This window comes from Halorubrum sp. B53 (genome assembly GCF_059752395.1).
In genome coordinates this window covers 82,689-109,515 of record NZ_MWTH01000002.1, presented here as the reverse complement: position 1 = coordinate 109,515, position 26,827 = coordinate 82,689, and the positions used below count along the sequence as shown (strand labels likewise).

Annotated in this window: 11 protein-coding genes; 1 reads left to right on the top strand and 10 read right to left on the bottom strand. The window is 58.2% G+C overall.

Translation table 11 applies throughout. From position 1 onward, the window contains the following. Positions 1-2,778: 2,778 nt before the first annotated feature. A complete protein-coding gene (locus B4V06_RS01105) occupies positions 2,779-10,623 on the bottom strand; it encodes a P-loop NTPase family protein (protein WP_498166842.1) in 7,845 nt (2,614 codons plus the stop codon). A 505-nt stretch (positions 10,624-11,128) separates the two neighbouring features. Between B4V06_RS01105 and B4V06_RS01100 the strand changes: the two genes are divergently transcribed. Next, complete coding sequence (locus B4V06_RS01100) at positions 11,129-12,457, top strand: M48 family metallopeptidase (RefSeq protein WP_311173274.1); 1,329 nt, start codon at positions 11,129-11,131, stop codon at positions 12,455-12,457. A 95-nt stretch (positions 12,458-12,552) separates the two neighbouring features. On the opposite strand, the gene B4V06_RS01095 is transcribed toward B4V06_RS01100, so the two are convergent. The 9 genes from B4V06_RS01095 to B4V06_RS01055 form a co-directional block, all read right to left on the bottom strand. Beyond that, positions 12,553-13,011, bottom strand: a complete 459-nt coding sequence (locus B4V06_RS01095; protein WP_123623000.1) for a hypothetical protein — start codon at positions 13,009-13,011, stop codon at positions 12,553-12,555. Positions 13,012-13,171: 160 nt separating this feature from the next. Beyond that, the gene (locus B4V06_RS01090; protein ID WP_498166838.1) at positions 13,172-15,811 is read right to left on the bottom strand and encodes a VirB4 family type IV secretion system protein; all 2,640 of its coding nucleotides are present in this window, start codon (positions 15,809-15,811) and stop codon (positions 13,172-13,174) included. Between the two features lie 220 nt (positions 15,812-16,031). After that, entirely contained in the window at positions 16,032-17,309 is a 1,278-nt protein-coding gene (locus tag B4V06_RS01085) for a TraC-like domain-containing protein (protein ID WP_498166835.1), read from the bottom strand. Between the two features lie 68 nt (positions 17,310-17,377). Further along, complete coding sequence (locus B4V06_RS01080; RefSeq protein WP_498166832.1) at positions 17,378-18,439, bottom strand: hypothetical protein; 1,062 nt, start codon at positions 18,437-18,439, stop codon at positions 17,378-17,380. A 273-nt stretch (positions 18,440-18,712) separates the two neighbouring features. Then, positions 18,713-20,515 (bottom strand): TrbL/VirB6 family protein, encoded by a 1,803-nt coding sequence (locus B4V06_RS01075; protein ID WP_498166829.1) that lies wholly within the window; start codon positions 20,513-20,515, stop codon positions 18,713-18,715. Positions 20,516-20,898: 383 nt separating this feature from the next. Then, positions 20,899-23,019, bottom strand: coding sequence for a DUF8186 domain-containing protein (locus B4V06_RS01070; protein WP_498166827.1), 2,121 nt, complete (start codon positions 23,017-23,019; stop codon positions 20,899-20,901). A 276-nt stretch (positions 23,020-23,295) separates the two neighbouring features. Further along, positions 23,296-25,086, bottom strand: coding sequence for an archaea-specific SMC-related protein (locus B4V06_RS01065; protein WP_498166824.1), 1,791 nt, complete (start codon positions 25,084-25,086; stop codon positions 23,296-23,298). A 2-nt stretch (positions 25,087-25,088) separates the two neighbouring features. Continuing rightward, complete coding sequence (gene rdfA, locus B4V06_RS01060; protein WP_498166822.1) at positions 25,089-25,919, bottom strand: rod-determining factor RdfA; 831 nt, start codon at positions 25,917-25,919, stop codon at positions 25,089-25,091. A 184-nt stretch (positions 25,920-26,103) separates the two neighbouring features. Then, entirely contained in the window at positions 26,104-26,505 is a 402-nt protein-coding gene (locus tag B4V06_RS01055) for a hypothetical protein (protein WP_498166819.1), read from the bottom strand. Positions 26,506-26,827: the final 322 nt, after the last annotated feature.

The window sequence follows — 26,827 nt, the reverse complement described above, 5'->3', positions numbered from 1 at the left end:
ACCCGCGGCGCACCGACCGGATGCGCCGCGGGTAGTGTCTGCCGGAATCGAGGCCCGCGCCCAGCGCCACAAGCTGGAAGGCGTCCGGCGGGTGCACCCCTGACGCGGGCGCGTTCGGAAGAAGGGACCCGCCGAAGGCGGGTAGTGTCTGCCGAAGGCGGCCGCGATCAGGGGAATGCACGCGCCAGAGGCATCCGGCAAGTGGTCTCCCCAAGACGTGCAGTTCATATCCGACAAGTGGGGGGGATGGTTTCCTCTTAAGCGTTCCTTCCGACACGGCGAGAGGTACTGAGGCGGCCGATTCCGTGGAGAAGGGGCCCGCGCGAAGCGCGGGAAGTATCTCCGCGGAATCGCGGCCCGCGTCAGGGCCTCGAGCTTGTCGGAACGACGGCGCTCGCGCGTGTGTGATAGCGCGAGCGCCGTCGGGTACCGGCAGGGGAGCCGGCTGCCGTCGTGAGCTGGCCGATGTCAGTGGAAGGGACCCGCGCGAACGTGTGAGCGCGGGTAGGGTCCGCTGAGATCGTGCCAGGTCAGGAACGGCACGGCGGCTTCCCCCGCCCGTCCCGTGGACGCTTAAGAGGAAAGAAATTAATTTTTGCTCGGCGGCTTCTGGCGGGTGGCCCGTACCGCCAGAACGAAGCCCGGTGCGGGGCCCTGCCCGCCGAGGTACGGGAGTCGCGAACCCGGCAGATGCGGCCGATGAACAACGTGAACCACCCGCGCACGGCCGATTCCGGGAGAAGGGACCCGCCGAAGGCGGGTAGTGTCTGTCGGAATCGAGGTCCGGGTGCGGGTCGGTGAACGCAGATGAATCGGCCGCATATGGCCGGGCTGAGTCGTGCGTCGCCGCGCGCTGAACCGGTCGATTTCGTGTGGAAGGGGCCCGCGCGAGCTTGCGAGCGCGGGAAGGTATCCGCGCGAAATCGTGACCCGGTCCGGTTCAGCGTGCTGGCGACGTATGACTCAGGCGAACGGAGTGAGCGACGCGATCTCCCGTGCCTTCGGCTCGGCAGGCCCCGTGCCCGGCTTCGCCCCGACTCGCCGGGAGGCCGACAGAGGCGCCCGATTTCCGTGGAAGGGACCCGCCCCGGTGGGGGCGGGTAGGGTCCGCGGAAATCGCTGGTGGCTCCGGCGGCCCCTCCCGGTGAGTGCGCGGCGCGCGCTACTGCACGCGCCAGCGCAAGGGGGCCGACCGAGTGAGGAAACCTGGTCGTAGCACGACCCGATGTCTCCCGAGGCCGCCGAATCCGCTCGATGAGCGGTGTTACGAGGCGCCGTCGCGGACTGGAAGGGACCCGCGAGCGGGTTGCGCTCGCGGGTAGGGTCCGGTTCGCGTCGGTGTCTCGTGACCGCGCAATCCGCGGACTTCGGCGGGTGAGTGGACGACATCGGCTCCCACGGACTGGCCGGTGAGGCGGCCGATTTCGGGGAAAGCTACGCGATTCCCCGAAATCGTGGCCCGCCGTCAGCGGCCAGAGCGTGTGGAGCAGGTCCCGGAAATCAGCCGCCGCTACGACGCGGTCCTAATTCACCCACGGAGACCGTCCGACGAGCTCTGCTCGTCGCGGCGGTCTCGATCCAAAGCGCGCGCGACCCCGACGCGCGCGGCACCCTTCTCGAGACACACCGATTGGGCATCCATACGCGCCAGAGCAGCGAGCCGACGGCCGTCACGCCGGAACGCGGTGGCGACAGCGACCACTCGGCCGCCGAGGCCACACCACTATGCTCTCTCGACAGCCCACGGCGTCTCACGACGGCGCGACCCCCCGCCTCGAGTACAGCCGACAGCCCCTCGCGAAGTCGACGTCACCGTGCCCGGTCCTCACGCTGAGAACGAACCACGAGGCGAGAGCCGCGATACGCAGCACGTCCCTAGCCTGTTTGAGATACGCACCCTGACGTCCCCGTGCGATAGCCAGCAGACCCTAGTGTAGGCACCACCGCGACACGACCATCCACTCCCACTCGCTCGTACGCAAAGCCGTATGTTCCCCACGCGCGCTCGATGCTACACCTCGACGCCACCCACCAGCTCCCACGTTACGACAGGCCGCGCTCTCCACGCGACACACAACGGCTATTCACCTCGGCTTCGGCTACCGACTTCTCCACAATCTGATACGCATCAGACACTCGTCTTCGACGACCGCCCAGGGGGCCAGCCTGTACCCGCTGCCAGGGTACCCGCTCGCCGGAACACATCGGTACCCCCCTTTCACACGAATCTGCCCCCTCTATACTAGTGGGAAAGGGGGTGTTCCAGTTTCTCAATAGCCGGGGATAATCACTAGACTGCGTAGCGTTCCAGTTTCGAGAGTGCGGAGAGTCGCTCGAAGGGTGTTCTGAGCACGGAGTTGACTATAGGCCCGAAATCGCAAGACTGCGCGGAGTTCCAGTTTATCGAGATGCTGGTGTGTGGTGGTGCGTAGATGTGTCCAGGTTTCCGGTGAAAACCGCAAGACTGCACGGTGTTCCAGTTTGCAAAAGGATCCGGTCCTTTCGGGAGTGTATGCTAATGATTGACGTTCCAGTTTACCATCCCGACGCTATATGGTGATTTTGTGAGTCCTCAGAGATTCGCGTTCCAATTCACCGTTCCAGTATTGTATTACCGTTCCGTCCGGTGGTTTATCCAAAATATGCTATTCAGTAATAGTTCTAGAAAATCGAGGATTAAGGGACACCGTCAGAAGGGAAATTATCGGAAATATCAGTTTGAGTTCATAGTATTAGACGGGAGATCGAGGCGGTAGACTGAGAGAGAAAATCAAGAGGCTACTCGCGCCACTCGAGGTGCGTATAGCACCGCGTAGGCGACCCGTGGATCCGCCGGCGTTTCCGTTCGACCGAGACGCCGAACAGCACCGCACCCCAGATTTGGAGGAACCGTTTGAACGTCACACTCGAACCTCGGTCAGGGAGAGACTCGAATCCCCAGTCGGTGACGGTGTCGACGTATTCGTCATAGGTTTCCGAACTCGGAAGCGCTCCGTCAGGGTCGGACGTGAGCTGGTTCGCAATGAACGCCGCACCACCTGCCGACTGCTCGGGCGCTGCTTCCGTCAAGAACGACGTGTCTTCTTCTGTGGGATCAACCATCTTCACACCCAATATAACGGTTCGAGTGCTGTCTTCGTTTCCACCTGACGTTGAGACAATATTGAATCCCTCTTCGAGGGCACTGATGACGTCGCGATCGATGTCGAAGAGGTCTCCGTCGATTCCGGTGTCCGTGTCGAACGCATCGAAGAGGGAATCGATCGTTTCTGCGAACTCGTCCTCTGATTCTGGTGAGACGAGGTTGTGCGTGCTCGCGAATTCCTGACAACGGTCGAAGGCGATATCCACGTCCACGACGTTGTTCGGTGCAGGACGGAGGTAAGCCGCGATGAACGCGGCGGTAGCTGCTTTCCCCTCATCCTGGAGTGGTTCGGAAGTATCGTCTGTCTCTCCCTCCTCGGACTGCGTTGTGTCAGTATCATCGCCGTCAAGCTCTTCGTCCTTGTTGTCGGATGGCTCGGGAGTGGATTCGTCTGGTGCCTCGTCCGTCGATGATGACGCGCCAGTGTCTTCCTCATCCACTTCAGAGTCTTGTGCTTCGTCGGTCGAGACTTCGTCTTCGTGAGTCCTCTCGGGTGCCGTTCCAGGGCCAGCGGACGCCGGCTTGAGTTCGCCCGTCTGAATCGCTTCGATGAGGTCCTCGACGGGCCGAAGCGTCCCCATCTCCTCGTCGCCCGAGGTCCGATGATCGAACCAGGCAATACGTGCCTGTGCGTCGTCGCCGGCGCGGGGCAGCTCGTATCGGACGAGGATGGCATATGCGGTTTCCGGATAGTCCGGGTGCCGGAACTTGATGTCGGGTACGAATGGCTTGTTGACGCGGACCCAATCCTCACGGAACCGCTTTTCCGTCTCGTACTTGTACGTCTGCTCGCTTCCCGGAGTCTCAACGATGTAGCGAGCTGACTCGTTTGCACTTCCCGGGGGACAGGTAGCCCGGTACGGGATGCTCGAGGGAGTGAGGTTCTGGAAGTCACCGGGGGCGATACGGAGCTGAATATCCTCGTCGTCGGGGTGGCCGATGTCGTCGGCAGTCGGGTCGACGAGGAGGCAATCGTTCGAGTCGGGGTCCGGGTCGCGAATCCAGATTGACGTGCCTGCGCCCTCTTCGATCGATCGGGGGACGACAGCGGTGACACCGCCGTCGCGGGCGCCGCCGTCGAATTCGATTGGCGTGTTCGATTGCGAGTAGAACCGGCGACCCAACCACTGAGTGTTCATCGGATCACGGAGGATGTTCGATAATGCGGTGGCAGGTCCAAGGTCGGGGGCCCCCGCGTCTTCGTCCCACGGCGTTTCGGCGACGAAGATGGGGAGGCGACATTCGCCACTCTTCGTAGTAGTGTTAAGCGCCTTCTTGAGGTTACGGAGTTTCTTCGTGGGGTGTCGACGTGGGTCGGTCTCCTCTTCGACTGTGCATGAGATGATGTCGTCAGCGAAGCACTCCGTAGGCTCGCTGGCGAAGACTGTGAGGACGGCGTCCGGGATGTCCCCGGTGTCTTGGTCGATGATCCGGCCACTGACTCGGGTGGGGACTGCGTCTTCGAGTGCCGTCATAGCGTCTCGAAGGCCGGTATCGTGAGTATCGGTCCCAGCGGTTGCGACCCAGCCAGTCGAAAAGACGTTTTCGAGAAGGAGACGAGCACCCTCGGGAGTCAACCGAATGGCGTAGCCCTCGTCGCCGGGGACGTCGTCACGGTGCTTCGCGAGTTCGATCTCGAAGATACCGTCTGTTTCCGGGATGGGAGTGTCGCCAGCGACGCCCCGATGGGTCATAATGGTGCCTAACGCTTCGATCTCATCGGCGCACGCCTTGAGCGAGGGGAGGGCATCGCGGCGACGATTACGTTCTCCCTCGTTGAGGTCCTCTGTGGCGAGGACTTTCTCGACTTCGAGGCGAAGCCGGCGGTACATCTCGTCAAGGCGCACCCAGCGGTACGTTCCGGGTCGTGGTTCCTCCCCATCGAACGGGTCGATCCCAACAGAATTTCTCTCACTGGTCCGGCGGCGTTCGATCGCCGCGGACACACTCTCGTTATCCACAGTGGCGCTTTGCTGTTCGGGAGACGATTTGTCTGCTGGCGCAGTTTCGGACTCCGTGTCGAGACGATCACGAACCGCAGTCGGTGGCCAGTTCCCGGTATCCCGTGCGAGATCGATGAGTTCCTGAATCCGGGCCACTTCATCCTCGGTGAGGATACCTTGGTTGAGGAGAGTCGCGACACGGCTGTTGAGCGCACGGGCTTGGATGGATTCCTCGTCTTTCCGGTACGTCGGGAGGTCGGTGTGAATCGCCCATTCTTCTGGGGAAAGCGACTTCCCCTTCTCGAGGAGGTCGGTAAGCTCCTCCCACTCGTCAGTCGTCATACTGCCCTTCAGGACGTGATGAAGACTGGACGCAGGGCCTGAGCTCTCAGCGGCCGAGGGAGGAGTCTGGCGCTCGGTATTGGATTGGGTGAGCTCGGTCTTCGCCTCATCCCACTGGTCGCGAGCCCACCCACCTGAGTCGAACAGCGTATCTGGCTGCTCGCTCGTAGTGGATGGAGAATCGTTCTCGCGACTGGTAGATACCGATTCAGCTGTGTATTCATCGGGTCCTGCATCGTCCGATAGGACATCTATCGCGCTGACTTCCTCAGCCGGGGAGTCCTCTATCGTCGAATCATTATTTGGTTCAACTGGGTCTTCGAGGTCAGGGAGCTTGCTGTCGGTGTTGGAGACGCTGTGCAGAGTTTCTTCACCGGGCCCGTTGGGTGGGTCACGAGCGACTATCCAAGTCGCCCACGCGAGGACAACCGGGAGGAGTGGGTCGTCTATTGTGAGATGGTGGGCGAGTTCGGGGATGTTGAGAATCGCCCGGTTACGGACAGCCGATTCTGACTCGTCGTCGGGGATTCCGTACTCTTCGTTCGTCTGGTCGATGACATCGGCGCGAACCTCTCGGAAGGCCTCCTCGAAATCTTCGCGAGAATCGTATCCTTCGGGGGCTTCCTCGGCATCCTGATGCCAGTTCGGAAGGGGAATGCGGGCGATTTCGATGGTCTGAGACCGTGTTCCTTCGGAAGGTGTCGGATACTGGACGAGCCGGTGGTCGACGGGGAGATCGCGGACGTGATCCATGAAGTCCTCGACCTCGAGGTCGGCCGGACAAAGCGCCTTTGCCTGCTGACGCGTGATTTCACCGGCACGCACGACGGTCGTCTGAATATTACCGATGATCTCGGCGTACGTCGGGTCGTCGCCAACACTGTTGTCGGTGTCGGCGTCGAAGAGCTGGTCGGGCGTCTGGACGGCAAGTGAGAGGGAGACAGAGTGGTTGCGGGCGACGGCGATCATCTTTGCAAGGTCATCCGGCTCGACGAGGCGGCCGGCCTCGTCGATGAAGACGCTGACGTAGTAATCGTCCGCAGTTGCCTCCTCTTTGAGGAAGGACTTGTAGAGTTCGAGTTCGTACTGCATTAGGAGTTCGTGTGTAAGGACGAAGTCACGCTGGGCGTCCGGATCGAGATCCTCAACGTCGAAAATGAGGACGTCGTTCTGGCGATCGCCAGAAAGGAAGTCGGCAAAGGAGAACCGCCGGGTCGTGTTATTGAAGAGGGGCGCGAGACGGGCGTCCGTCGTAAGCGCGTTCAAACGGTTGGTGACACCGCCGAGGATCTGCTGGGCGGTGTGCTGTTGATTGTTGAACGGCGTCTCCATATTCCGCTTGACTGCGTGCGAGCCCGGATCAGGCAGTATATCCTTAGGATTGATCGGAATATCCGGATCCATCAACCTCGTCAGTTCGGTGACCTGCTGGGTCTGCTCTTGGAGCTGCCAGAGGGGATAGACGTTCGGGCTGGCGTCGTACCCCCAGCGGAACGGCATCACGGTGGGCTGTCGAGATCTTGAATCGTCCTCGTTTTCATCGTTGGAGCGATTTCCGCCGCTCACGAGGTCGTCGGCAGTTGGGAGCGTGTTATTGCTGGTATCACCGCCTTTCCGCTTGTACGCAGGCGTGCCATCGACGCCTGTCGGATATGTGTGTGGTGAAAAGCCAGCCGTCCCGAGGGCCCGAAGGACATCACGAGACACGCGGGCGTTCTGGAAGTCGCTCTCACCCATCAGAAGTTCAGCGATCTTCCGGACAGTCTGCATAACCTGTGAGCCGTGTGTCTCCCAGCTGGTGTCCTTGGAAGCGATATCAGGGCGCTGGGGAGAGATGTCGTCGGTCGCGACGCTCTCTGCAGCCTGGGGGTTGCCGTGGGCGTCGTCAGCCTGTTGGGCGGGTCGTGTGTCGAAGACCGTTAGTCCGGGGAGGACCTCGGGCATATCGAACCAGTGGACGTGCTCGCGCACCCAGTCTTCGCCGAATTCATCCAAGAGACCGCGCACAGCAAGTTCACCGACGTTTGCGCCGGGGCCGGCGTAGATGATAATGGGGCCGTTCGTGGCCTTCCGACGCTCGACGATCTCGTGAGCTTGGTCGACAGACTTCCCGGAGCCGGGGAGCCCTTGGTGGAGGATCGACCGGTCCATATAGTCCGTGCGATGTTTGACGGGACGAGTGAGGTCGCTAGCGTGGAGACGATCGAACGCATAGCCGAGCGTGGCCCCGTCAATGTCCGTACCGATGATTTCGTTGTCCTCGGCAGGAGAGAGTTCAGAGAGTGGGGCTGTGTGGGAGAGTTGGCGTTCCATATGGGCTGCGAGGTCGTCCGAGACAGCGCTGGTACTCGGGAGTGCTGTGAACGAAGGGAGTTCGTCGGCGGCGGCGAGGACGATCGGCCAGCGGCGACGGAGAGAGTAGTGTAGGCCGAATGTGGGTGCCCTACCAGCATACTCCTGAGCGCGGTGAAAACGGTACGAGTCACGGAGCTGTCCGAGCGTATGTCTCCGCCATCCAAACTGCCGTGCCCACTTTGCGAGGCGACTGTTCTCTGGTGGTTCAGTGAGCTTGTTGAACTCGCCGTCAGCAGCAGTCGCCCACGTTTTTGCGAGCCGCCAGGCGTCGTCGCGAGCCGTAGTCCGCTGGCTGGCTGCGGCTTTAGCGAGCGTCTCGGGAGTCACTCGGAGAGTGTCACCTCGACTCGCTAAGGTCTCGATGTCGGTGTCGGAACCAGATAGATCGGCAGTACTGTCTATCTCGTTGAGATCGGGCTGTTCTTCGGTGAAGACGCCCCCGTCACTCGCCGTATTTGTCGAGGCAGAGGTGGAGTCCCCATCTGAATTGAAGAGGAGGGAGGGGACGGGGTGGGCCTCTGAGGAGGGTTCAACTGACCCTCCAGCAGTCTCTTCGAGGGCATCGTTCAAGAAGGGTGTGGGTTGGGTGAAGACATCCATCGTGACTTTGAAACTCCGAGTCACACCCTTGTTCTGGAGTTCTTCGTTCCGTGTCCCTTCCGCGCTCGCGACTTCCCCACGGACCCGACTACTCTCTCGTTCTCGAGCAGCAGCCCGGTCTTCCTCGGTGGTATTCTCTCCCGAGCTTGGTGTCGCACGGCTACGCCCACGGCGATTTGTTCGTTTGTCGAACTGGGTGCTTTCCTCACCCTCGATGACGTCGAGTTTCTGCCGAATGATGTCGCTGAGGTCGCCTGCGGATGTAATCCGGGCACGGAGTAGTGCAGGTTCGTCGGTCTCGAGGAGTGCATCGAGAGCGGCTTCCATCGGAGGGGCTTCTTCGGCAGCGGTTTCGTCGAAGACGTTGAGTCGCTGGAGGAAGTCCCAACGGCGGGTTCCTCGGGAACCGAGTGGATAGCTCACGGGCGCTTCCGGGCAAACCGCAGTGAACTGATCCTCAAGATGCTCTCGGAAGTACCGTTGAGGAATCACCTCGGCTGCAGCTGCACGTTCGCTCGGTGTGGGCGTGTCCTCGTCGAGAGTCCGCCCACCGTCTGTCGCGGCGTCCGATGATTGCGCGTTACTCCAAGGGAACGTCGCTGATGGGGTCGCATCATTCCCGAGAAGATGCTTGCACCGCCGGTACGGCCGGGCGCGGAGGAGTCGCTGGAGCGTCGTCGAGACGGGTGTGACGTCGTAGTCGGGACCACCGAAGGCTTGTCGTACCCAGTTGTGTTTCGTCCGGTCGAGCGTGCTCGTCTGGCCGTCCTCGATGAAGTGGATTAGAACCTCGATTGCGAGTCGGTTGCCATCGCCTTCAGTAGTTTGAAGCTCGCTTTCTTCTCCTCCGATCTCGGGGTCGTGAGGTGCCGATCGGATGATGACTTCTAGCCCGTCAGTGAGATTGGGTAGACCTTCGATCTGTTTGGTGATTGTCTCCGGTGAGGCCGGCTGATCGGAGGCCGTAATGCGGTACCAGAGGTCGTCTCCTGGTCGCGGTGGTTCATCCTCATCGAGTTCGTACACGGCTGGTGCATCGAGAGGATCGAGGAGGCGCTTGCTCTTCGCGTACGCTGTCTCCGAGACGGCGGCATCAGCTGTGCTACTGGCGCTTGCGTGAGCGGGTGGTGCGATATACGACCACGTGCTGGAGTCTTCGTCGGTGACGTAGTCTGTGATCGTACGGTCGACACGGTGGAACCCTTCGCGGATTGCCCAGCCTGTTATCGCTGCGAGCGCGTGAGCATAGACGTTGAGAGTGCGACGGAATCGGAAGAATTTGATTTGTGTTCGCCGGAGCGTTCCGATGCCAATAGTATCGGCCACCCAGACGATCGCGCGGACGAATCGAGACCAGACCGCAAGCATCGCCGTCCACGTCCGCCGCATCCGACGGGCGACTCCGAGAAGGAGGAACACGACGAGAGACGTGAAGATGACAATCCCTGCGATAATGGGATTCTTGAAGCTCCAAATGAGGAGCCCACCGATGAACTCCTGCACTCCACTCATCCATCCACGAAATTGATTTGCGGCGTCGACGATCCCACTAAGATACGGAGCATACCAAGCGCTACTTGAACTCGACTCGGCGGTACTCTCCGATTCCCCTCCGTTTGAGCCCCCTCCTGCGGTTGCGTTGGTCGTGGTAGTCGTGGATGATTCTGAGTTCGGCCGCCAGCCCTGATCCCACTGAACGGCGTAGTAGTTGAGGAGGGCCATCCGGAGTTCGTTTACCGTCGCGTTATGAGTTGCCGCAAACCGGACGGCTCGAGCATCCTCCGGAAAGACGGAGAGAGATTGAGCGGTCTCGTACTCGTGAACTGTTTCGTTCGTGAGTGGATAGAGCTTGAGCTTCGGGGTTTGCTCAATCTGTTCCTCTGACGGCATCCACCAGTCGGGGTATTGCTCCGTACGATAGTATCGGAAGAGCCAATCCTCGATGGTTTCAGCCGACTCTCCGTTCTTCGCAGCTTCCCGGGCCTGTGTTGCGTCTTCTGGGAAGATCGAGAGATCCTGATCCTGCTGGTAGAGATGAACTTGGATACACGCGTAGTGTTCCGTCCATCCGTACGAGTTATTGTTCTGAGTTTGGCACGGCGAGGTTACATTCGTGGATTGCAGCGAAGTAGAAGAGAGGTTCTGGCTCTCTGTGGTACTCGTGGAGTCAGCGGGGTGTGCTGCGATAGCTGGGCCAGTGGCCGCCGTGAGTAGGATACCGATGACGCTGAGGGTCAACAGAACACCGTAGAGGGGACGTCGGTTCCTCGGGCGGCCTGAGCGAGGGGACCGAGACGTCTGGGTCGGCTCTACCGACCGCGACGGATGCGAAGTGCGATCTGTCCTTGTATCGGGCGGCGACTGGGTATGGTCATCGGTGAGCGGGGCCGGCGAGAGCCAAGCTCGAGTGAAGGCTGGGAGCGTCGGCATAGCCAGTAGTGGCCTCTACAGATATTTCATCTGCTCAGCGTAAAATACTATTCGGGAGTTTTGGGCCGATTGATTGCTCGCTCAGTCGAGGCGCGGTGTCTCCTAAGCACTCGTTTTCATAGCCAGTTGTGGGTCGAGGGACTGGAGCCCCCGGACAATTTTTGGGTTCAGATAGCATGATCTACGGTAAAAGATGACCTCGAATGGCGACTCAAGCCCCTGTCCACGGTGGCGACGAGTCCTATCCGAGGCTCGTTCGTCGCTTGCGTGGATACCTTCGCCGGTCGATACGTTGGTCTGGTGGGGGCTGGGTGTGTTTCTTACTGCCCCCATAGTGGCGGGCTTTAGTTATGTTCTGGTCAGATTCGTGTTTGGGGTTACATCGGCGACGGCGCTGCTCTTCGTCGGGGTGACGGTCCCGATGCTTATCGCAGTGGGACTTGGCTGGCAGATCGGTGCTGTGGTAAACCGTTACGATGAGTATAGGTTGAACCGCGAAGAGGCATCGGCGTCGACGGAATCATCGGAAAACACGGATCAAACCGCCTCGGAAGAATATGAAGTGTCCGAAGGCTTTCGGTGGGTCTCTTGGCTTCCAGATCACTTGAACAACTTCTTCGTGCTGTTCTTAGGGGGGTCTATCGTCAGTGGTGGATTCACCACTCTGGTCTGGGTGTTCTTTGTTAGACTAACGCCAGAATATCCGATGCCCTCACCGAATGTCGTCGTCAAAGGACTCTTTCCGATGCTCATCCTTGCGAGCTATTTCGGGTGTTTGGCGGTGACAGGTGCGCCGTTCATCTCGATGTTTTGGAGGGAGACGACAAGTCATCTTGAGACGCCGGAGGCGCGCCACGATCACGCTCTCCGGGTTGCGTTGGTCGTTGGTGGACTCTTTATATTAGTTGTAGCACCGTGGACGGCGCTGCCGATTCCATCTGAGCTCAGAATGCCGGTGACCTGGGCGCTCACGTTCACCTACCTGTTCTTCGCAATCACGCTCTTGCCGTTTCTGAATATGGCGCGGCCGCTCACACCTGAAGAATACGCAGCGATCGTACCAGAGGAGATCGATGCTGACCCCCACACGTCGATTTGGGTTGCCACGGTGGGGCTTCGTTCGACGGCGATGGCGGCGGGTGTCTGGCCCTTTCGCCGGGTCTTCGTTGGCGAGACCCTCCTCGAAGATGACAGTATTTCGCCAGAATCACTCCGCGCAATCCTCCACCACGAGCACGGGCATCACGTTCTTGGACATCTTCGCCTCGCTGCTGGGGCCGGATTGATTTTCTTCGGTGGTGTCGGTGGGATACTCGCGGTTGTTTCGCCATCGATGCAGACACTCGGTGTGGTGATGGGCATTCTCGCGTTCGGGTTCCGGTTCGGCCTCGTACGGTGGGTTCGCCGAGCTGAGTTGGCTGCCGACGAATACGAACGACAACGGGTGGGAAGTGAGACTGCGATAACCGCATTGCAGTCGGTTGCCGATCTCCGAGCGAAGGAGAGTTCGAAGAAGACCGGGACGTCGTCCCTTCCGTGGGGGGCTCCGTTTGTTATCGAGTGGTTCCTTCGAGTTCACCCCTCAGTCGAGGATAGGATTGCGGTGCTCCGAGAGCGACAGGGGTGTGGCAGCTCGCGTTAGCAAGAGCGTGGTCAAGGTTGTAGTTACTGATGACGCCGAGAAGGTGGGGACGGCAAGGCGGTAGTCTGCCAGCGCCAGTGATCCACTCAACGCCGTTACGTGGTGGGCGCACAAGTGCCGCCGGTCGCCCACTGGATGAGGTTAGCGATAGCGCCCCAAAGGAGGATGACGCCGGCGATCGCGACCGCGCCAACCATCAGCCGGAGGCCCCGCTTTTTCCAAGACTGGTTCCAGCCGTAGAAGTAGAGGATACCTCCGAGGACGAATCCTCCGGGGACGAGCGTCCACCCAAGGAGGAAGATGAAGTCGTTGATGTTGTGGATGGACTGGATGACTTCATTTGAGCTAACCTCAGTCCCATCTGGACAGTCTGCCTGCAAGATCACACTCATCTGCCGAGTCCAAATCGGCGCGGCCTGAGCCATCAGGTCGGCTTTTATCGTCGCGAACTGTGCGCGGGCAGCCGTGAGGAGTCCAAGCCCGCGTAGGCCACCAGGGAGGGCATCCGCGATGGCAAAAGCTACGAGCTGGACACCGAGGAGTACGCTGGTCATATCTGTCTCCCGGTTAGTTTGAACCATGCTGGTCTAACACTTAACTCCACCGGGGAGTACAGGCGAAAACCCGCTCTCTCCGACTGTGCTGGTGGACTACAGGGGAGGTGAGAAATGACGAGAGGCAAGGTAGACGGAGCGAGAAGAGAATGGAAGAGTATTATTCGGAGTTAGTGTCGTCAGCAGCGTCCCCAGAGGAGGGTGACCCCCCACTTCCGTCTGTGATGGGGTCAGTTGGAGGCTCACTAGTTTCGCTGGATTTCGTACTGGAGTCAGTAGTTTCCTTCTCAGCAACTTCTTCGCCTAAACCACCGGCAGTCTCAGCGCTCTCCTCTGGTTGGGTGGTAGTCTGTTCACTGCGAGCGGTGGCAGCCTGCTGGCGACGCTGTTCAACCAACTGAGCGGTTGCGGCGGCCGTCTCAGGTTCAGTAAGGAGATCAACCGTGAGCTCGCTCGCGTGGATTTCGAGATGTCGACGCGCGATTCCGGTGACGCTCAGGAGACATTCACTGAACTCGGATTCCTGTCCACGTGCAAAGCTCTGGATGGCCTCGACATCAGCTGGGGAGAGGTCGTAGTAGTCGATTACCTCGTCTGAAATTGATTCCTGGTAAAACAGCTGCTTGATGTCGCACTGGTCGTAGATCGCGCGTGGTGAGTGGACATCGTCAGTCTCCTGCATGAATTCTTCTGCAGTCTGGGAGATGAGCGTCAAGCCAGCGTTGAAGTGTCGGGAATGGCGGGTGAACAGGCCGATGAGCGAGCGGGCAGATTTCTGACTGAGCAGGTAGTGAACCTCCTCGAAGATGACCTCCATCCGGCGGGAGTTCTCGCGAGCCCGCTGGTAGCTCCAATCAAGCATAACGTGCTGGAGGAGAGGGGCTTGATTGGTATCCTGGAAGGCACTCATATCGAAGACGATGAGCCGCTCGTCCTCGAGGTCGACGGTCGTCTTCCCAGAGAGGTTCGCAGCGACGCCACCTGGCTGGAAGGCTTCGAGCGAGCGGAGGAGGCTGTTGGCTTCGGACTTGAGGTTGCTATCGTCCTTCGACTGAAGTCGGGAGGTGACTTCGTCAACGCGTTCATCGAGCTCGTCGCGTTCCTCACGGTGAAGTTCGGTAGCATCTCCCTGGTAGCTGACGAATTCAAGTGGGTCCTCACCATCAGCAAGAGCCTTGAGGATGTCGAGGACGTCTTCCATAGTGGGGTTTTCGCGTTCGTGAGTGCGGGGTTCGGAAGTGATACCGTACATAAGGTATGCAAGGTGGAAGACCTGCTGAATGAGGCCAGCACGTTCGGCGCTCAGGCTGTCACCGCTCTGATCGTAGAACGTCCGCACCATCCCCGTCAAGGAACGGAGTTTGTCCTTGTAGGGGTCTTCAGCCTCACCCGTACCGCGGTGGATTTCGAGCGGGTTGATGGTGACGTCGCCACCGAAGGTGACGACATCGCCACCGAGGGTCTCGAAGAAGTCGACAAAGTCGTCACCGGTGGGGTCGAATGCGATAGCGGTGAATTCAGGGTCGATGAGGAGACGGCGCCAGAGAGAAAGTTTTGCGGCGAACGTTTTTCCGGACCCGATCTTCCCAGTGATGACTTTAGAGAAGCCGGAGAGGCTGTATCGGTCGACGATGACAGGGTTTCCGGTCTCATCGAAGCCATAGAGGACACCGTCCTCGTGAGCGATGGCGGGCTCGACGAAGCCGAAGAGGGTGGCCGCCGCGTCGTGTTCCATAAGGTCCGTGTTCTGGATGGGGTCGGAGACGACAGGTGCGATCGCGTCTTGAGATTCAAGTTGGCGAAATTCAAGGGGAACGAGTTCGACGTCGCGGTCAGCCACGAGTTGCTGGACCTTCCGAGCGGTCTCTTCGAGTTCATCGCGGGTACTGCCAGCGACTTCGATGTAGATACCGATGTCGTAGAGTCGAGTCGTCCCTTCGGTGAGGCGACGAAGGAGACGATCAAGTTCTTCCCGGCGGTTGAGGTCTTCGTGATAGTCTGTCGCGCCTTTTTCTTCCTTCCGAGAGAGGGCGATTTGGAGTTCAGTGAGACGGTCCTGGAGGGCACCGCGGATCGTCGTGGGGTCGCGGGGAGTGTGATGATAGCTGACGCGGACATCAAGATTGGTCGTGGTGAGGTTGATAAGCCAGCCACCGAAGACACTCTCAGGAGCGCTTGCGGGAGTGAGGATACGGACGAATTCGCCGTTCCGGTAGAGAGTGGTTGGATCTTCGGGGACGATACTTGGTGGGGCGACGCTCGCTTGGTCGATCTGGGCTTGGCTGTCGGCGTCTTGGATGAGTCCAAGGCGGAATTCGTCGGGGTCGGCGGCCTCGAAGTCGATGAGGCGGGCAACCTGTTCACGGATGTTTGCCCGACTCGTCTCCCGGCCTTCCTGTTCGAGGATGCTGACGGCGCGGTCGAAGGTTTCGTCGTCGATTTCCTCGAGGTTGACGTTGGCTGGATCTGTTCGGGCGGAGGTACCGGCACCAGGGATAGATCCAAAACTACCGGGAAGCCGAGAGAGAAGACGATTCAGAACGCCGCTGTTGGCCTCCGTCTCAGGTGCGCCTTTCATTGCGTTTGTAGATGGATGTTGAGCCGAACCAACAAATCGACGTGACGCAAGAATACCGAGACCGAGGAGGAGGGCGACGCCGACAGCGACGCCGACAAGAATGAATGGTGACGGAGCGTTCGGGCTGCCTTGGATCGCTCGCTGGATCGTCTGAATGATCTGTTGCACTTGCCCGGTAGCAGATGCTATTCCGAGTACCCAGGCTACTGGGACGCTACTCATACCATCGTGGGATACGTAGTGCCTCGGTAAATGGTTTCGCCCGTTGATACCTTTCCACAAAGAAGGCGTTTCGACAAGTGGGTTGAGGGAGGGCAGCGAGTTACCCCACAAACTACAGAGATAATTCACTCGTGGGGTAACGCTGGCAGTGGTGCTACCTCAAGTGCCGCAGGAACAGTCGAGAAGATGGAAGAAGAGATGCTGGGATGGTCGGGAATCACTACGACCGGCGAGCTGGGAGAACTTCCGCGTAGGATTTGGGAGAATACTCGTCGAGTGGTGAGTCGGCGTGGTTGTAGTAGCGGTAGAGGACGTCCAGAACGTCTGCCCGGTCGTCCATCACTTCGGTCTGAACACCGGTCCTGGGGAGTGCTTCGGCAAACTCGTGTTGCCGACTTCTAACTTCAGAAATACACTGTCGTTCGATGACGTCGTCGTCGGTATTCGAGCCGATCCGAGAACGAACTGAGGAGGTAACAGAATTGACACAGCCCACGATCCGCTGGAAGAGAGATCCCGAAACAACGTCTGTAGAGTGGCCATAGGACTGTTCTCGGACGTGCGAGCTTTCGACCCTAACGGCGATGTAGAAATCACGGACTTTGACTCGCCGGGTACCGACCGACTCGTTGAGCCAGTCAATATACGTCGACCGACCAAGCTGCATAATGTCTGGCGGATCCTCAGCCTCGTAGGCTGCACGTTCGATCTCCTCGAAGTGCGTCGTCAGGTCAAATTCACGAGGAAGGGCGAGCACTTGGAAGGGGTAAGAGATTCCACGGAGAACGTCAGCGTACGCGTTGATCGTAGACTGGCGTCCTTCATCGTCGAGGGAAAGCCAACTCGTCGGGGTGATGTGAACAAGGCCGACGTACGCAGGTTCCTCGTTGTCGCTCTCGGTGACTATAATGCCGTCTTCGCGAACGTACTCGAAAGCTAGTTGCGACTGCGTTGTTGTTTCCTCCTGCGTGAGCTGGTGGTAGTACTGGCTCGGGTCACGCTGTGGGCGTTCGCGAGAGTGCATCTGCCCGCCGTCAGTTACGATTTGCTGACCGCTGTTATCATCTGAGGCGGACTGCTGGGGGGCACTCGAGGACGAGGATTCTGGGTCCGGATCGCTGTTGTCGTCGGAGGTTTCGGAATCCTCAGAATGGAAAGTGCGGATGTCATCAAGGTGCTGTCCAGAAACGAGACCGCGTTCGACGGGTTGCCAGAGATAGCGATCCGGGCCCACGATGTGTTTTGCAGCCCCGATGAGCCACTCGCGAGGGGTCTGACCGGCAGGTGTTCGCCAGAGAACGTACAAGCCGACGATGAGGCCGAGAATCCCGCTTCCGATAGTAAGTAGCCCACTGAACGAGGGCTCGAAGACGTTGTTGATACCGGACGCAAGGATGATAGCGGCGAGTGGGATTACGCCGACTTCGAGATCGCTGACGCTGAGTCCGAAGAAGAGGCGATGCTCGAGTAACTGGCCGGCTACTGGGTACCGTTTCATGGGACGTCTTGTGTGAATACGTGTCGTGAATGCCTAAAAATTCTCTCCCCGATTGACATCGAGGTCGATTACTTGGAAGCAAAAAGGTCGGGAACCTTCGACTCCCAGTCGGTGAGCTGGATGAGCGGGTGGTGCGACGGCCCAACGAGCGCGCCGTACTGACTCTGAAGCCAGCCGTCGATAGTATGGACAACTTCCGTATCCTGTCGTTTGTCGGCGGGGCGGTCGAAAAAGATGATCTCTTCCCACGTGTCATCCTGGCGGTTGAGACCGACGTAGACAGCGGTCTCCGTTCCCTCGAGATAGCCGACGACAGTCAATTCGCCCGGATTCTCATCAGTATTTAAGCCCACGATGGGAGCACCGTACTCGATAGATGGGAACCAGTCAGATGCCGCAGTCCACATACCACCGGGTGCTGGCTCTGGTGACATCACATCGATGTAGACCTCGATCTGGATGTGATCGGCCGGAGGCTCCACGAGCAAGTCAATCTCATTCAAGTAATCCTGATTGGCGTCATCGATGAGAGTGGCGACTGGCCGATCACGAAGACCGACTTCCTCGGTCTCTTCGCCGGGGATGATGTCAGCCCATGCCTTGCGCCAGACGCCGTCGGTGTGGAGGCGGTACCCATACTCAACGACGTGACCGGACCGATCAGGGGCAGTAACCTTCATCAAAAAGGCGATGACCTTGTCGGTGTGTTCGATCTGGATGATGGGAACGGGAACCACCTCAACGAAGGACTCCTGGTAAATCCCTCCAGGAGTGAGTATCTCACCGAGTTCACCGTGCTGGAGCGGGCGCGGTGGAAGCTGGGACACACAGGCGGCCGCGAAAGTATCATAGAACGACGGCCGGACGGTTTCCTCCTCGTAGAAGGTGGTTGCCCAAGTCGCGATACGATCATCGATAGCCTGCGAGAACTTCTCGTCGATGGAATCCTCGGTGAGGATGGTCCAGCCAGTCTCTGGTTCGAAGCCGACACCGAACCAGGTGTCTCCGGCGACGAAGCGGAAGCCGACGATGCCCTCACGGTCAACCCAGTCATCACCGATAGCGACGACGCCGCCCAGATTTTGGATGTTGGAGGTGTCGACTCGGGTGTGAATGTCGATGCCGTCCAAGGTGGAGGGGGACTCGAAACTATCGGGTGCTTGGAGGCTGATGAAATCCGAAATCGAGAGTGGGTGCCTAGGGAGAGTCGCCAGCACGCGACGGGCGGTGGTGGTTTCGGAACCCATGTGTTTGTGTTTCTGTACTAATCTACCGCGTTCTGCTATTTAAAATATCAGCCGGGAAGCACGCTCCTCGAGCAATAGCTATAGAAGGGCCAATTACTAGTTCAAACGTGGTCCTGGAGGAGATTCGGTACCAAAGGAGATATTCGGATTGAATCGTTATGAGTCTGTGTTGCGGGTTCTGTCGACGTAGTCGTCGACGGACTCCTGGATTTGTTCCTCCGATGGTGAGGAGGAAGGCGGGGAGACATCTCGATTGATGAGGTCAGGGCGCATCGCCTCCACTTTTTGCTGGTCCTTTGCCTTCACGCGGTCGTACCAAGCTTGGACTGGTTCGTTGACCGAATGCGGATTCGCCTGTTCGATGTCGGACCCGCCAGCGACCGCTTGAGCTTCCTTGGGATCGAGTGCTCTGTCTTCATACTCTGGGGTCAGCGTCTCACCCTCTGGGAGAGGCGGATTCCCCTCAGGTAGTGCCAACACTTCATTATCCGCTGCCACTTCGCTGTCCGTACTTATCCCCAGATCGTCATTCGGTGGGTTCCAATCGCCGTTCTTCGCCCTCCGATAGGCGTGGCCGGGCCAATTCGCAATCGGCTCGTTGAGATTATTTTTCACGTGGCTCACACCCGCTTTCGCCTCACGAGCACCGAGCGCCACGCCACCGCCTGCTAATCCGGCCCCAGCTCGAGCACCCTGTCCCCACGTAGCCTGACTCATCCATTCTTTCCGTGATTTTACGCCACGGTAGGCGCGCTGCGCGTTACTCCGTGCAGTATTCCGTGCCGACGAGACACGTTGTTTTAGATTGGTTTTCGTCGAACTAGCTGCCTGTCGAGGGTGGAATTCGGGTTTTGCTGAGCCAGTCGCTCCATACGCCTTTGGGCCGGTTCCGCTACCGCCGCCGAAGTTTCGGAGGGTGTGCTGTCCGGCGCCACCGCCACCGGACGGAGTCGGTCCACCGCCACCCCCTCCGCCACCACCACCTCCGGACGAAGACGGACTACCACTGCCACCGCCGCGTAACGCACTCAGGCCACTAAATCCGAGAAGATGACCGGCGGAACTCCCACCCATCGACAGGGCCTGGATCCCGACGAAACCGGCGAGGCCGAGGCCGGAAAGCCAGCCGAGGAACCGCTTCCAAAGGACGAGCTTATTCTGCGATGGGTCAATTCCGGCAGTGAGTGCTTCTGGGCCGTGAGCCCCGCTCGCGTTAGCCACACAGATGTCCGGGGCAGACATACTACAGCCGGTCTGAAGAGCGAGCGCGACGAGCGGCCCCGCGAGGAGGAGATACGCTGTGACCTTGAAGACAAACATAGCGACGTCGTTCGCGTACCGAAGTGGTCCCCAGTCGGTGTACCACATAACAAGCAGGATCGGGAAAGCGGTGTAGACGAGATGGATCATAAAGATGCGGAGGAAGAGGATCATCACAACGAGAGCGATAGCGATGAGAGAGATTGTACCGGCGGCGAGGTAAACGAGCACAGCGGCGATAGCCGAGCCCATCAAATCGCCGATGGCGTTGTTGAGGGCGGGGCCGGCGAGGGAGACAGCGTAAGTCTCGGGCATCACGAGCTTCGTAACGCTATTCGTGAAGACGACCGCGACGTGGAGGAATGGACGGATGAGAGCGAGTGCGAAGAGGGCTTTAACAATACGGATTCCCTGCCGTAAATAGGAGCCCTCTGGGGCTTCCGAAAAGAGTGCCGCGATCGTCCCGAGGACGATGACGGTCGGAAAGAGAATCAGCGAGTACTGGAGATTCTGTATAAAAGTTGCATTCGCTCCTTCCTGGTAGTACAGCGGGTCGATGACGAGAAATTCCTGGACCATCCCCACGAAAACCTCGCCGAGGACGTTCGTCAGCCCGGTCGCGAGCGTGTTGACGATCCCCTCGAACCAATCCTCTGGGTCAAGGGGGTTAAATAGCGGAATGATCGGGAGAACAGCCATCGCCGCAGTGGAGGAAACAGTCTGTTGAGCTGTGGGTGCGACACCCAAGAGACGGTCTTGAACTTTGGCCGAGAGGACGCTGGATGACGTCGACGGTTCCGTTGCGGAGGTTTCTGTTGAGTCCCCAGACTTTCGGTGGCGAAGACGGCGACTGACACGGGAGAGCCACCTACTAAGGGTGGTTGGAGAGCGCTCCATGTGAATCGCTGTGTCAAGATATGTTGTCCAATACCTAAAACTTCTACCCCCGAACCAATCGGAGATAGCCACTGACCGAGGACAGTGAGTCGCGCTACGATCTCATCGTCAACTGAAGTTCTTAAGGCTGCTGAATGACGCAGAAGTGGGTATCGTCAGTCTTGAGAAAATGTTGCGAGGGGTGGCTACTTGATGGTATACCAGCCGACTCCGACGAGCAAGCCTACGCTCACAGCCAGCGAGAGGAGAGCGGCCTGTAATGGCCGTAAAAAGAACGTCCAGAGATCGGCAATCAGGTTCCCGTTTCCGGGAGAGGTCGCGGTTGTGTGGCTGGACGAGTAGTAGATGTCGTGATTCTCTGTGTATGGGTCACCAGGGAAGCGCGCGGTGATCGTCGCACTATCGAACGTAGCGTAGGCGACACCGTTGTCGTTTGTAGTGACTGAGGAGTCGGTCGCTCCGGTCAAGATCAGTTTCCGATCCGGGAGTGGAGTTCCGTCTGGGCCAGTGAGACGGAGTCGGAGTTCCGGCGGCTCGTTCTCTTCTCCCTCTCCCGGCGGAATTGTTGTGTAGGTGAGCGACGAATCCTCCATCGAGGTGACCTCTGTTGTCGAGACGGGGATTTCATCCCCGAAGACCGACGTTACGGAGGTAATCTGACCGGGGGCGTCCCTGATGACAATTCTCGAGGTCTGGTTGGCAGTCGCCGTAGTGAGGTTCACATTTTCCGCTAGGGTCGCCCGCTTCGAGACGCCAGGAACAGTGCGCTGGCGGAGATCCGTCACCCGTCCGTGACGATACACATCCGTTTCTCCGACGGCCTCAACACTTGGGGACGGTTGTCGAGCAGTGAGCCGGAGGGCAAGTGTTGGTGGGAACTCCGTACGTTGTGGGTCTGTGTCCCAGTTCGACGTTGTTTCACCCCAGCGGTACTGACGGACACCATAGACCTGCCAGACGTTCGTTAGGCGGTGGGCACTGGCATTCGAGTCTCCTTCTACGTTGAAGGCGGCCCAACTCCAGAGTGCCCGCTCAGAGAGATACTCCGGCCCCTCGATAGAGAGGACGATGGAGCGGCGGTCGTGTGGTTCCTCAATTACGCGCTGGGAAATCGAGACGCTGTCTGGTGGGACAACGTGGACTGGCCGATCGTCGCTAACGGTGAGCTCATCATAGGTGGCATTAACCTCCGTGTGGGTGTACGTCCACGTATCGTTGTGCGGATGGTAGAAATAGTGATCAGTGGTGACTTCCGCGGTGACGTTGATCGTCGCCTGGAGCTCTAGATGTTGCCTCTCGCCATCCGACGGGGGAGCGTTTGCGTAGTCGATATGCCGGGCCTCTCGTGGCGATGTTTCTGGTGTCGTGTGTTTCGACCACGTCTGATCGCCGATGCTGAGGTTACGCTCAACCCGTTGTGAGGCGAGATCGTATGTGGTATTAGTGCGATAGCCGCCGACTATGGCCGTCACAGAGCGATTTACGGTTAGCGGGCCACGACCGGTGGCGCTGACGGTACGTGTGATGGTATGACCGTCGAGCGTCTCGAACTCAACTGTCTTGGTGACAGTCTGTACGTCGTCCGACGAGTTGTTCTCCGGCGCAGGGATGTTGAGGGTGACGTCCTTTGTTTCGCGGACATAGCGGGTTGTCGTATTTGGTTCTGGGAGGGCGACGCGGTAGTCGACGTACTCAAGGACACGCCCGTCGGGCCCCATCAGATAAGTACCGTTTGTTTCCGCTCCCGGGGCGTTCACTTCGGCAGCGCTGGTCGCACCCATATACGCGATGAAGCCGTCTTTGATGAATAGGCTATCCTCCCGGTCCGGTGCGCTCGCCGGCCACCGACTCGTTGAGTTTGTTCGTTCGACTCTCGCTAGCTGGTCAAGGCGGTACTCCTGCAGTGTCCGGGGTGACCCATCAATACGGACGCGCGTCTCTGGATTGGTCGTAAGCGTGTAGGTGTCAACTGCGCGGGAGAGATTTTCAGTCGACGCGTTGGCCTCCACAACATACTGGAGGAGGATGCCGCCACGACCGCCACCCGGAATGCCGAGAGCCTCCGTATCGCGGTCACTCGCGACAAATACACGAGCATTCCCGTCAACCGGCGGTTGCGCGGTGGAGTTGGATTCGTTGGTCGCGACTACCGCAATCGTAGAGAAGCAGACACTCGAAAGGAGAAGGAAGGCGACGAAGAGGCTGGAAAACTGCCGAGGTGTAGCCCTAGTGATCGTCAACGAAGGCTCGTCGGATGGGCGGGGGTTGTCTTGATCCCCCGCGGGGGTATCAAACCGGGAGGTCATACATCACCACTCCGGGACTGGATGTTAACCCGGATGATGGTAGCTGCGAGTGCTACTGGCCGCATAGGGGGCGAACTTACCTGCGGATATGTGGTCCGGCGACAAAGTGTTTTCCGCGATCGGGAGACAGTAGAGCAGATACTCGTAGGCGTGATGAGTGAACGTCAGGGCGGTCGGATAGAGTCGTATATGGGAGCCAGAAGTCGCGTCTTCGCAAAAAGTCGTTGAGAGATTAACCCCCCGCGGGGGTATTAAATCAATAGTGAGCAGCGAGAGCTATCCTACGACTTCCTCAACATCGTCTCCGTAGGAGATGGTCTCCCAGTTGGTTGGAGTGACTTCGTGACCCTCGAAGGCGTTGTACTCGGGGAAGGCGGAGAGGACGAGGACATCGACGCGTTCGGAGAGGTAATCGACGAGGTGGTGGATGTTGGTATCGTCGAGACCGGTATGCCCGTCGAGCAGCATAACGGGAACCCGGTCAGCGACATCGAATGCTTCGTGGCCGGCAAGAGCAGCGATGATGCCGAGGAGTTCCCGCTCGCCTTCACTGAGAGCGTCAAGGCTGGCTTCGCGGCCTCCACGTGCGACGATGAGGTCGAAGTTGTCGGTGAGGCGTGCTGTCTCGAACCCGACGTCGAATCTCGTGAGAATGTCGGAGAGCGCCGAATCGAATGCGTCCCGAGTATTTCGCTTCACACGCTCTTTGCGTGTTCGGAGGTCCTCGACCTCAGAGCGGAGAGATTCGAGTTCCTCTTCGAGGACATCACGCTGCGAGGCTTCCGAGTTGACTGTCTCAAGTTCGCCACGAGCGTCTTCAAGCTCGGCTTCCGTGTATTTGATCTCACTCTGGAGGTCAGTCGCGTGGTCTTGCGTCTCACTGACCTGATCTTCGAGTTCGTCAATCTGTGCTTCGAGGGAAGCTTTTCGTTCTCTGGCCGATTCAAGATTCGTCTGTGCGTCATCAAACTGTGATTCAAGGTCTCCGATGCGGTCGCGAAGGTCGCGTTCTTTCCGCTCCGCGTCCCGTACGGTCTGTTGTTTTTCTTGAAGCTCGTTTACCTTCTTGCGGAGAGTCGACTCTTGGTCGCGAAGTGAGTTAAGACGGTCAGAGATACTGTCTAACTGTGCCTCGACCTCTTCACTAGAGGTGTCGTTCCCACAGATCCAGCACGCAAGCTGGTCAGAGAGCATATCGTGAGAGACGTCTGTGAGAAGCGAGAGACGGTCTTCTTCGAGAACGCGCTGATTTACCTCATAGATCGACTGGAGGAGTTCTTTATCGCGTTCGATTTCGTGGAGGTCAGATTGGAGATCCTCGAGGTCGTCTTCGAGCTCCTCGTGTGTTGGGACATCCAACGTCTCAAGTTCCTCTTTCTTTGCTTCAAGTTCATCCCCGACGCGATCTGCGGTTGATTCGTACCGGTTGATGTCTGTCTTGGTCTTCTCGAGCTGGGCGCGGAGGTTACTCAGCTCGTCTCGAGCGTCACTATCTGAAGAAGCTTCGTTGTCGAGCTCGTCCCACTCTTCTTGGAGGTCTTCGAGTTGGGATTCGAGCGTTGTGACCTTCTCTTGGAGGCGCGGGAGGCGGTTAGCAGCGTTTTGGGCTCGCTCGAGTTCGGCCTCGACCTGTTTCTGTTCGGCTTTGAGGTCGGCAATCTGCTCGTCGACGTTCTCGAAATCGAGGGGACGTGTGAGGAGGTCCTCAAGGTTTTCACCCATACGGACGGCTTGCCGGACCTCATTGGTCTCATCGAGGAACGCAAAGAGGGCAGCACAGACACGATCGACATCATCGGTGAGGTATGGATTGCCGGATTGTGTAATCGTGCCGTTGGTACGGGCAAGATCGACAGCGTAGGTGGTGTCGTCGATTTCGAGCTCAACGTGACCGTGATCTTGGCCTTCAGTGAGGCTTGTTTCAGTCCCGAAGGCTGTTTCAATTGCGGTGAGGAAGCTCGATTTTCCTTGCCAGTTGCTCGCTCGGACGGCGTTCACACCGGATTCGATCGTAGCCTCCCCTCGATGGATGCCTGCGATATTTTCGATTTCTAGATTCCAGGTCATGGTTACGCGGTGTTGAGCATACTATCTATTAGCATAGGCGATTGGGACGAGAACGAAGTGGCTCCGAGCGCCAGTAGAGAGAGCAGGAGAGAGGTTTGTGATGAGGGCACAGAATTCATCGTTGTATCTGATTGGTGGTGTGAATCGTTTTCGTCAGATTCGGTATTCTCCGACGGATCTGGAGTTGAATTGTTGGGTGGGTCTGTATTAGTTGGATCCGTCATATGGTCGTTACAGACGTATCCTCGCTTGATTGCATCTTCGATGGGGACCCGTGTGTCGCATTTGGGGCATTGTAGTCTGATTTCGACGTCGACGGTGGCTTGGTCTGCAAAAGGAACAACGCCGTCTTTGGCAAGTTCTGGAAGGATGTTTTCTGTTTTTGAGGCAGCCATTCGTTTCGCCGACGCGATGGCTTTCTCTCGAGTCGTAGTAGTGGAATTGGTTGTGGACTGAGTGTCTTTTTCGACTTCGAGACAGTTTTTGAGGTGATTTCGGATTGTACCGTGAGAGACGAGAGTTTTCTTGAGTTCGTCGATGTCCATCCCGTCGCCTTCGAGGTCGGCCGCGAGCTCGGCGCGTTGGATGTTATCTTCGTTTACAATAACATCGTATTCTCGGTCCAGGTGGATGCTAACAGTTGATCTCCCGTAGTTTTCATATATCGACTTGAGAACACGTTTGTTGAACCAGTCTGTGAGTTTTTTATATCCTTCTGAAGTGCGGCCGTCAGTTCCAGTCCACCGTTTCGCGAGGTAGTCATCTACAGAGTCATAGTCAGATCCGGGGGCTGTTAACCCATACTCTGCGATGAGATCGTCGACTTTGCACATCTCCGGGGAGGAATTCTATGTCCACATCAATAAAAGCGAAGTGTTCTTCAGACCGCCCGACATTCAGTTAGACTGGTGCTAAATATCCGTTTCTCGTCCAAGGAGTGCCTAATTGAGCGGTGAGTACTTTGGAGATGTGTTCTCAATAGCTGTGCTTCGTAACGCTGAGCGAGTTGCTGCCGGCCTATTCAGTTAGTGTGTGATAGGGGATGTGGAGGAGGTGTGTCCGGCATTCTTTGCAGACGATCGAGAGCTGTGGTCCTCTGTTATCTGTAAAGTGGTCGAAGTCGAACTCGCCGTCAGAGGAAGTGTAGGTGGCTTCTCTAAGTTCCATAATAGCGAGTTCGGTATTTTCACAGACAGGACAAGGGTCACCTCGGGACCAGTTTGGATATTTGGTACTCTGTCGGGCGCAGATCTCATCTTTTGGCATCTGTTCGATGAGGTCGACCACTGTGTCGAGGTCGAGGTGACGATTGATATTGTGAGAATCGGTGGTCGGAGCCGTCGACTGGCTGGACGAAACATCGATTCCTCCGTCGGTGGATATCTTTCCGTTTTTCAGTGTGATGACGATGGTCGTCATGGGGGCATTCTACTATTGCAGGGAGCGGTTGGCAGGGCGGTACTTCCGGAGTGGTGTGTTTTGAACTAGTGGTGTACTGACATTATCTAATTCGGATGGAACGGGCAGGCGGATATCGATCCGTAATGACTGCTTTAGAGATGGGAAGAGTAGGAAATCGACGATTGAATTCCGGTTCATGAGATACGCTTTTGAATATTACCGGATTGTGTGTTATACTCACCCGTGTTTACACCGTCAAAATGTATGAACATTCACAGGTCCAGAAGACGGAGCTTTAATCGATGATTACGAAGGGAATGTGTATCGGATCAGGTGTAAG

Bases quoted from the DNA above. Each gene is read 5' to 3' on its own strand.
- B4V06_RS01095 (WP_123623000.1), bottom strand. From the start codon at position 13,011: ATGACCAGCGTACTCCTCGGTGTCCAGCTCGTAGCTTTTGCCATCGCG.
- B4V06_RS01090 (WP_498166838.1), bottom strand. From the start codon at position 15,811: ATGAGTAGCGTCCCAGTAGCCTGGGTACTCGGAATAGCATCTGCTACC.
- B4V06_RS01085 (WP_498166835.1), bottom strand. From the start codon at position 17,309: ATGAAACGGTACCCAGTAGCCGGCCAGTTACTCGAGCATCGCCTCTTC.
- B4V06_RS01075 (WP_498166829.1), bottom strand. From the start codon at position 20,515: ATGGCTGTTCTCCCGATCATTCCGCTATTTAACCCCCTTGACCCAGAG.
- B4V06_RS01070 (WP_498166827.1), bottom strand. From the start codon at position 23,019: ATGACCTCCCGGTTTGATACCCCCGCGGGGGATCAAGACAACCCCCGC.
- B4V06_RS01065 (WP_498166824.1), bottom strand. From the start codon at position 25,086: ATGACCTGGAATCTAGAAATCGAAAATATCGCAGGCATCCATCGAGGG.
- rdfA (WP_498166822.1), bottom strand. From the start codon at position 25,919: ATGTGCAAAGTCGACGATCTCATCGCAGAGTATGGGTTAACAGCCCCC.
- B4V06_RS01055 (WP_498166819.1), bottom strand. From the start codon at position 26,505: ATGACGACCATCGTCATCACACTGAAAAACGGAAAGATATCCACCGAC.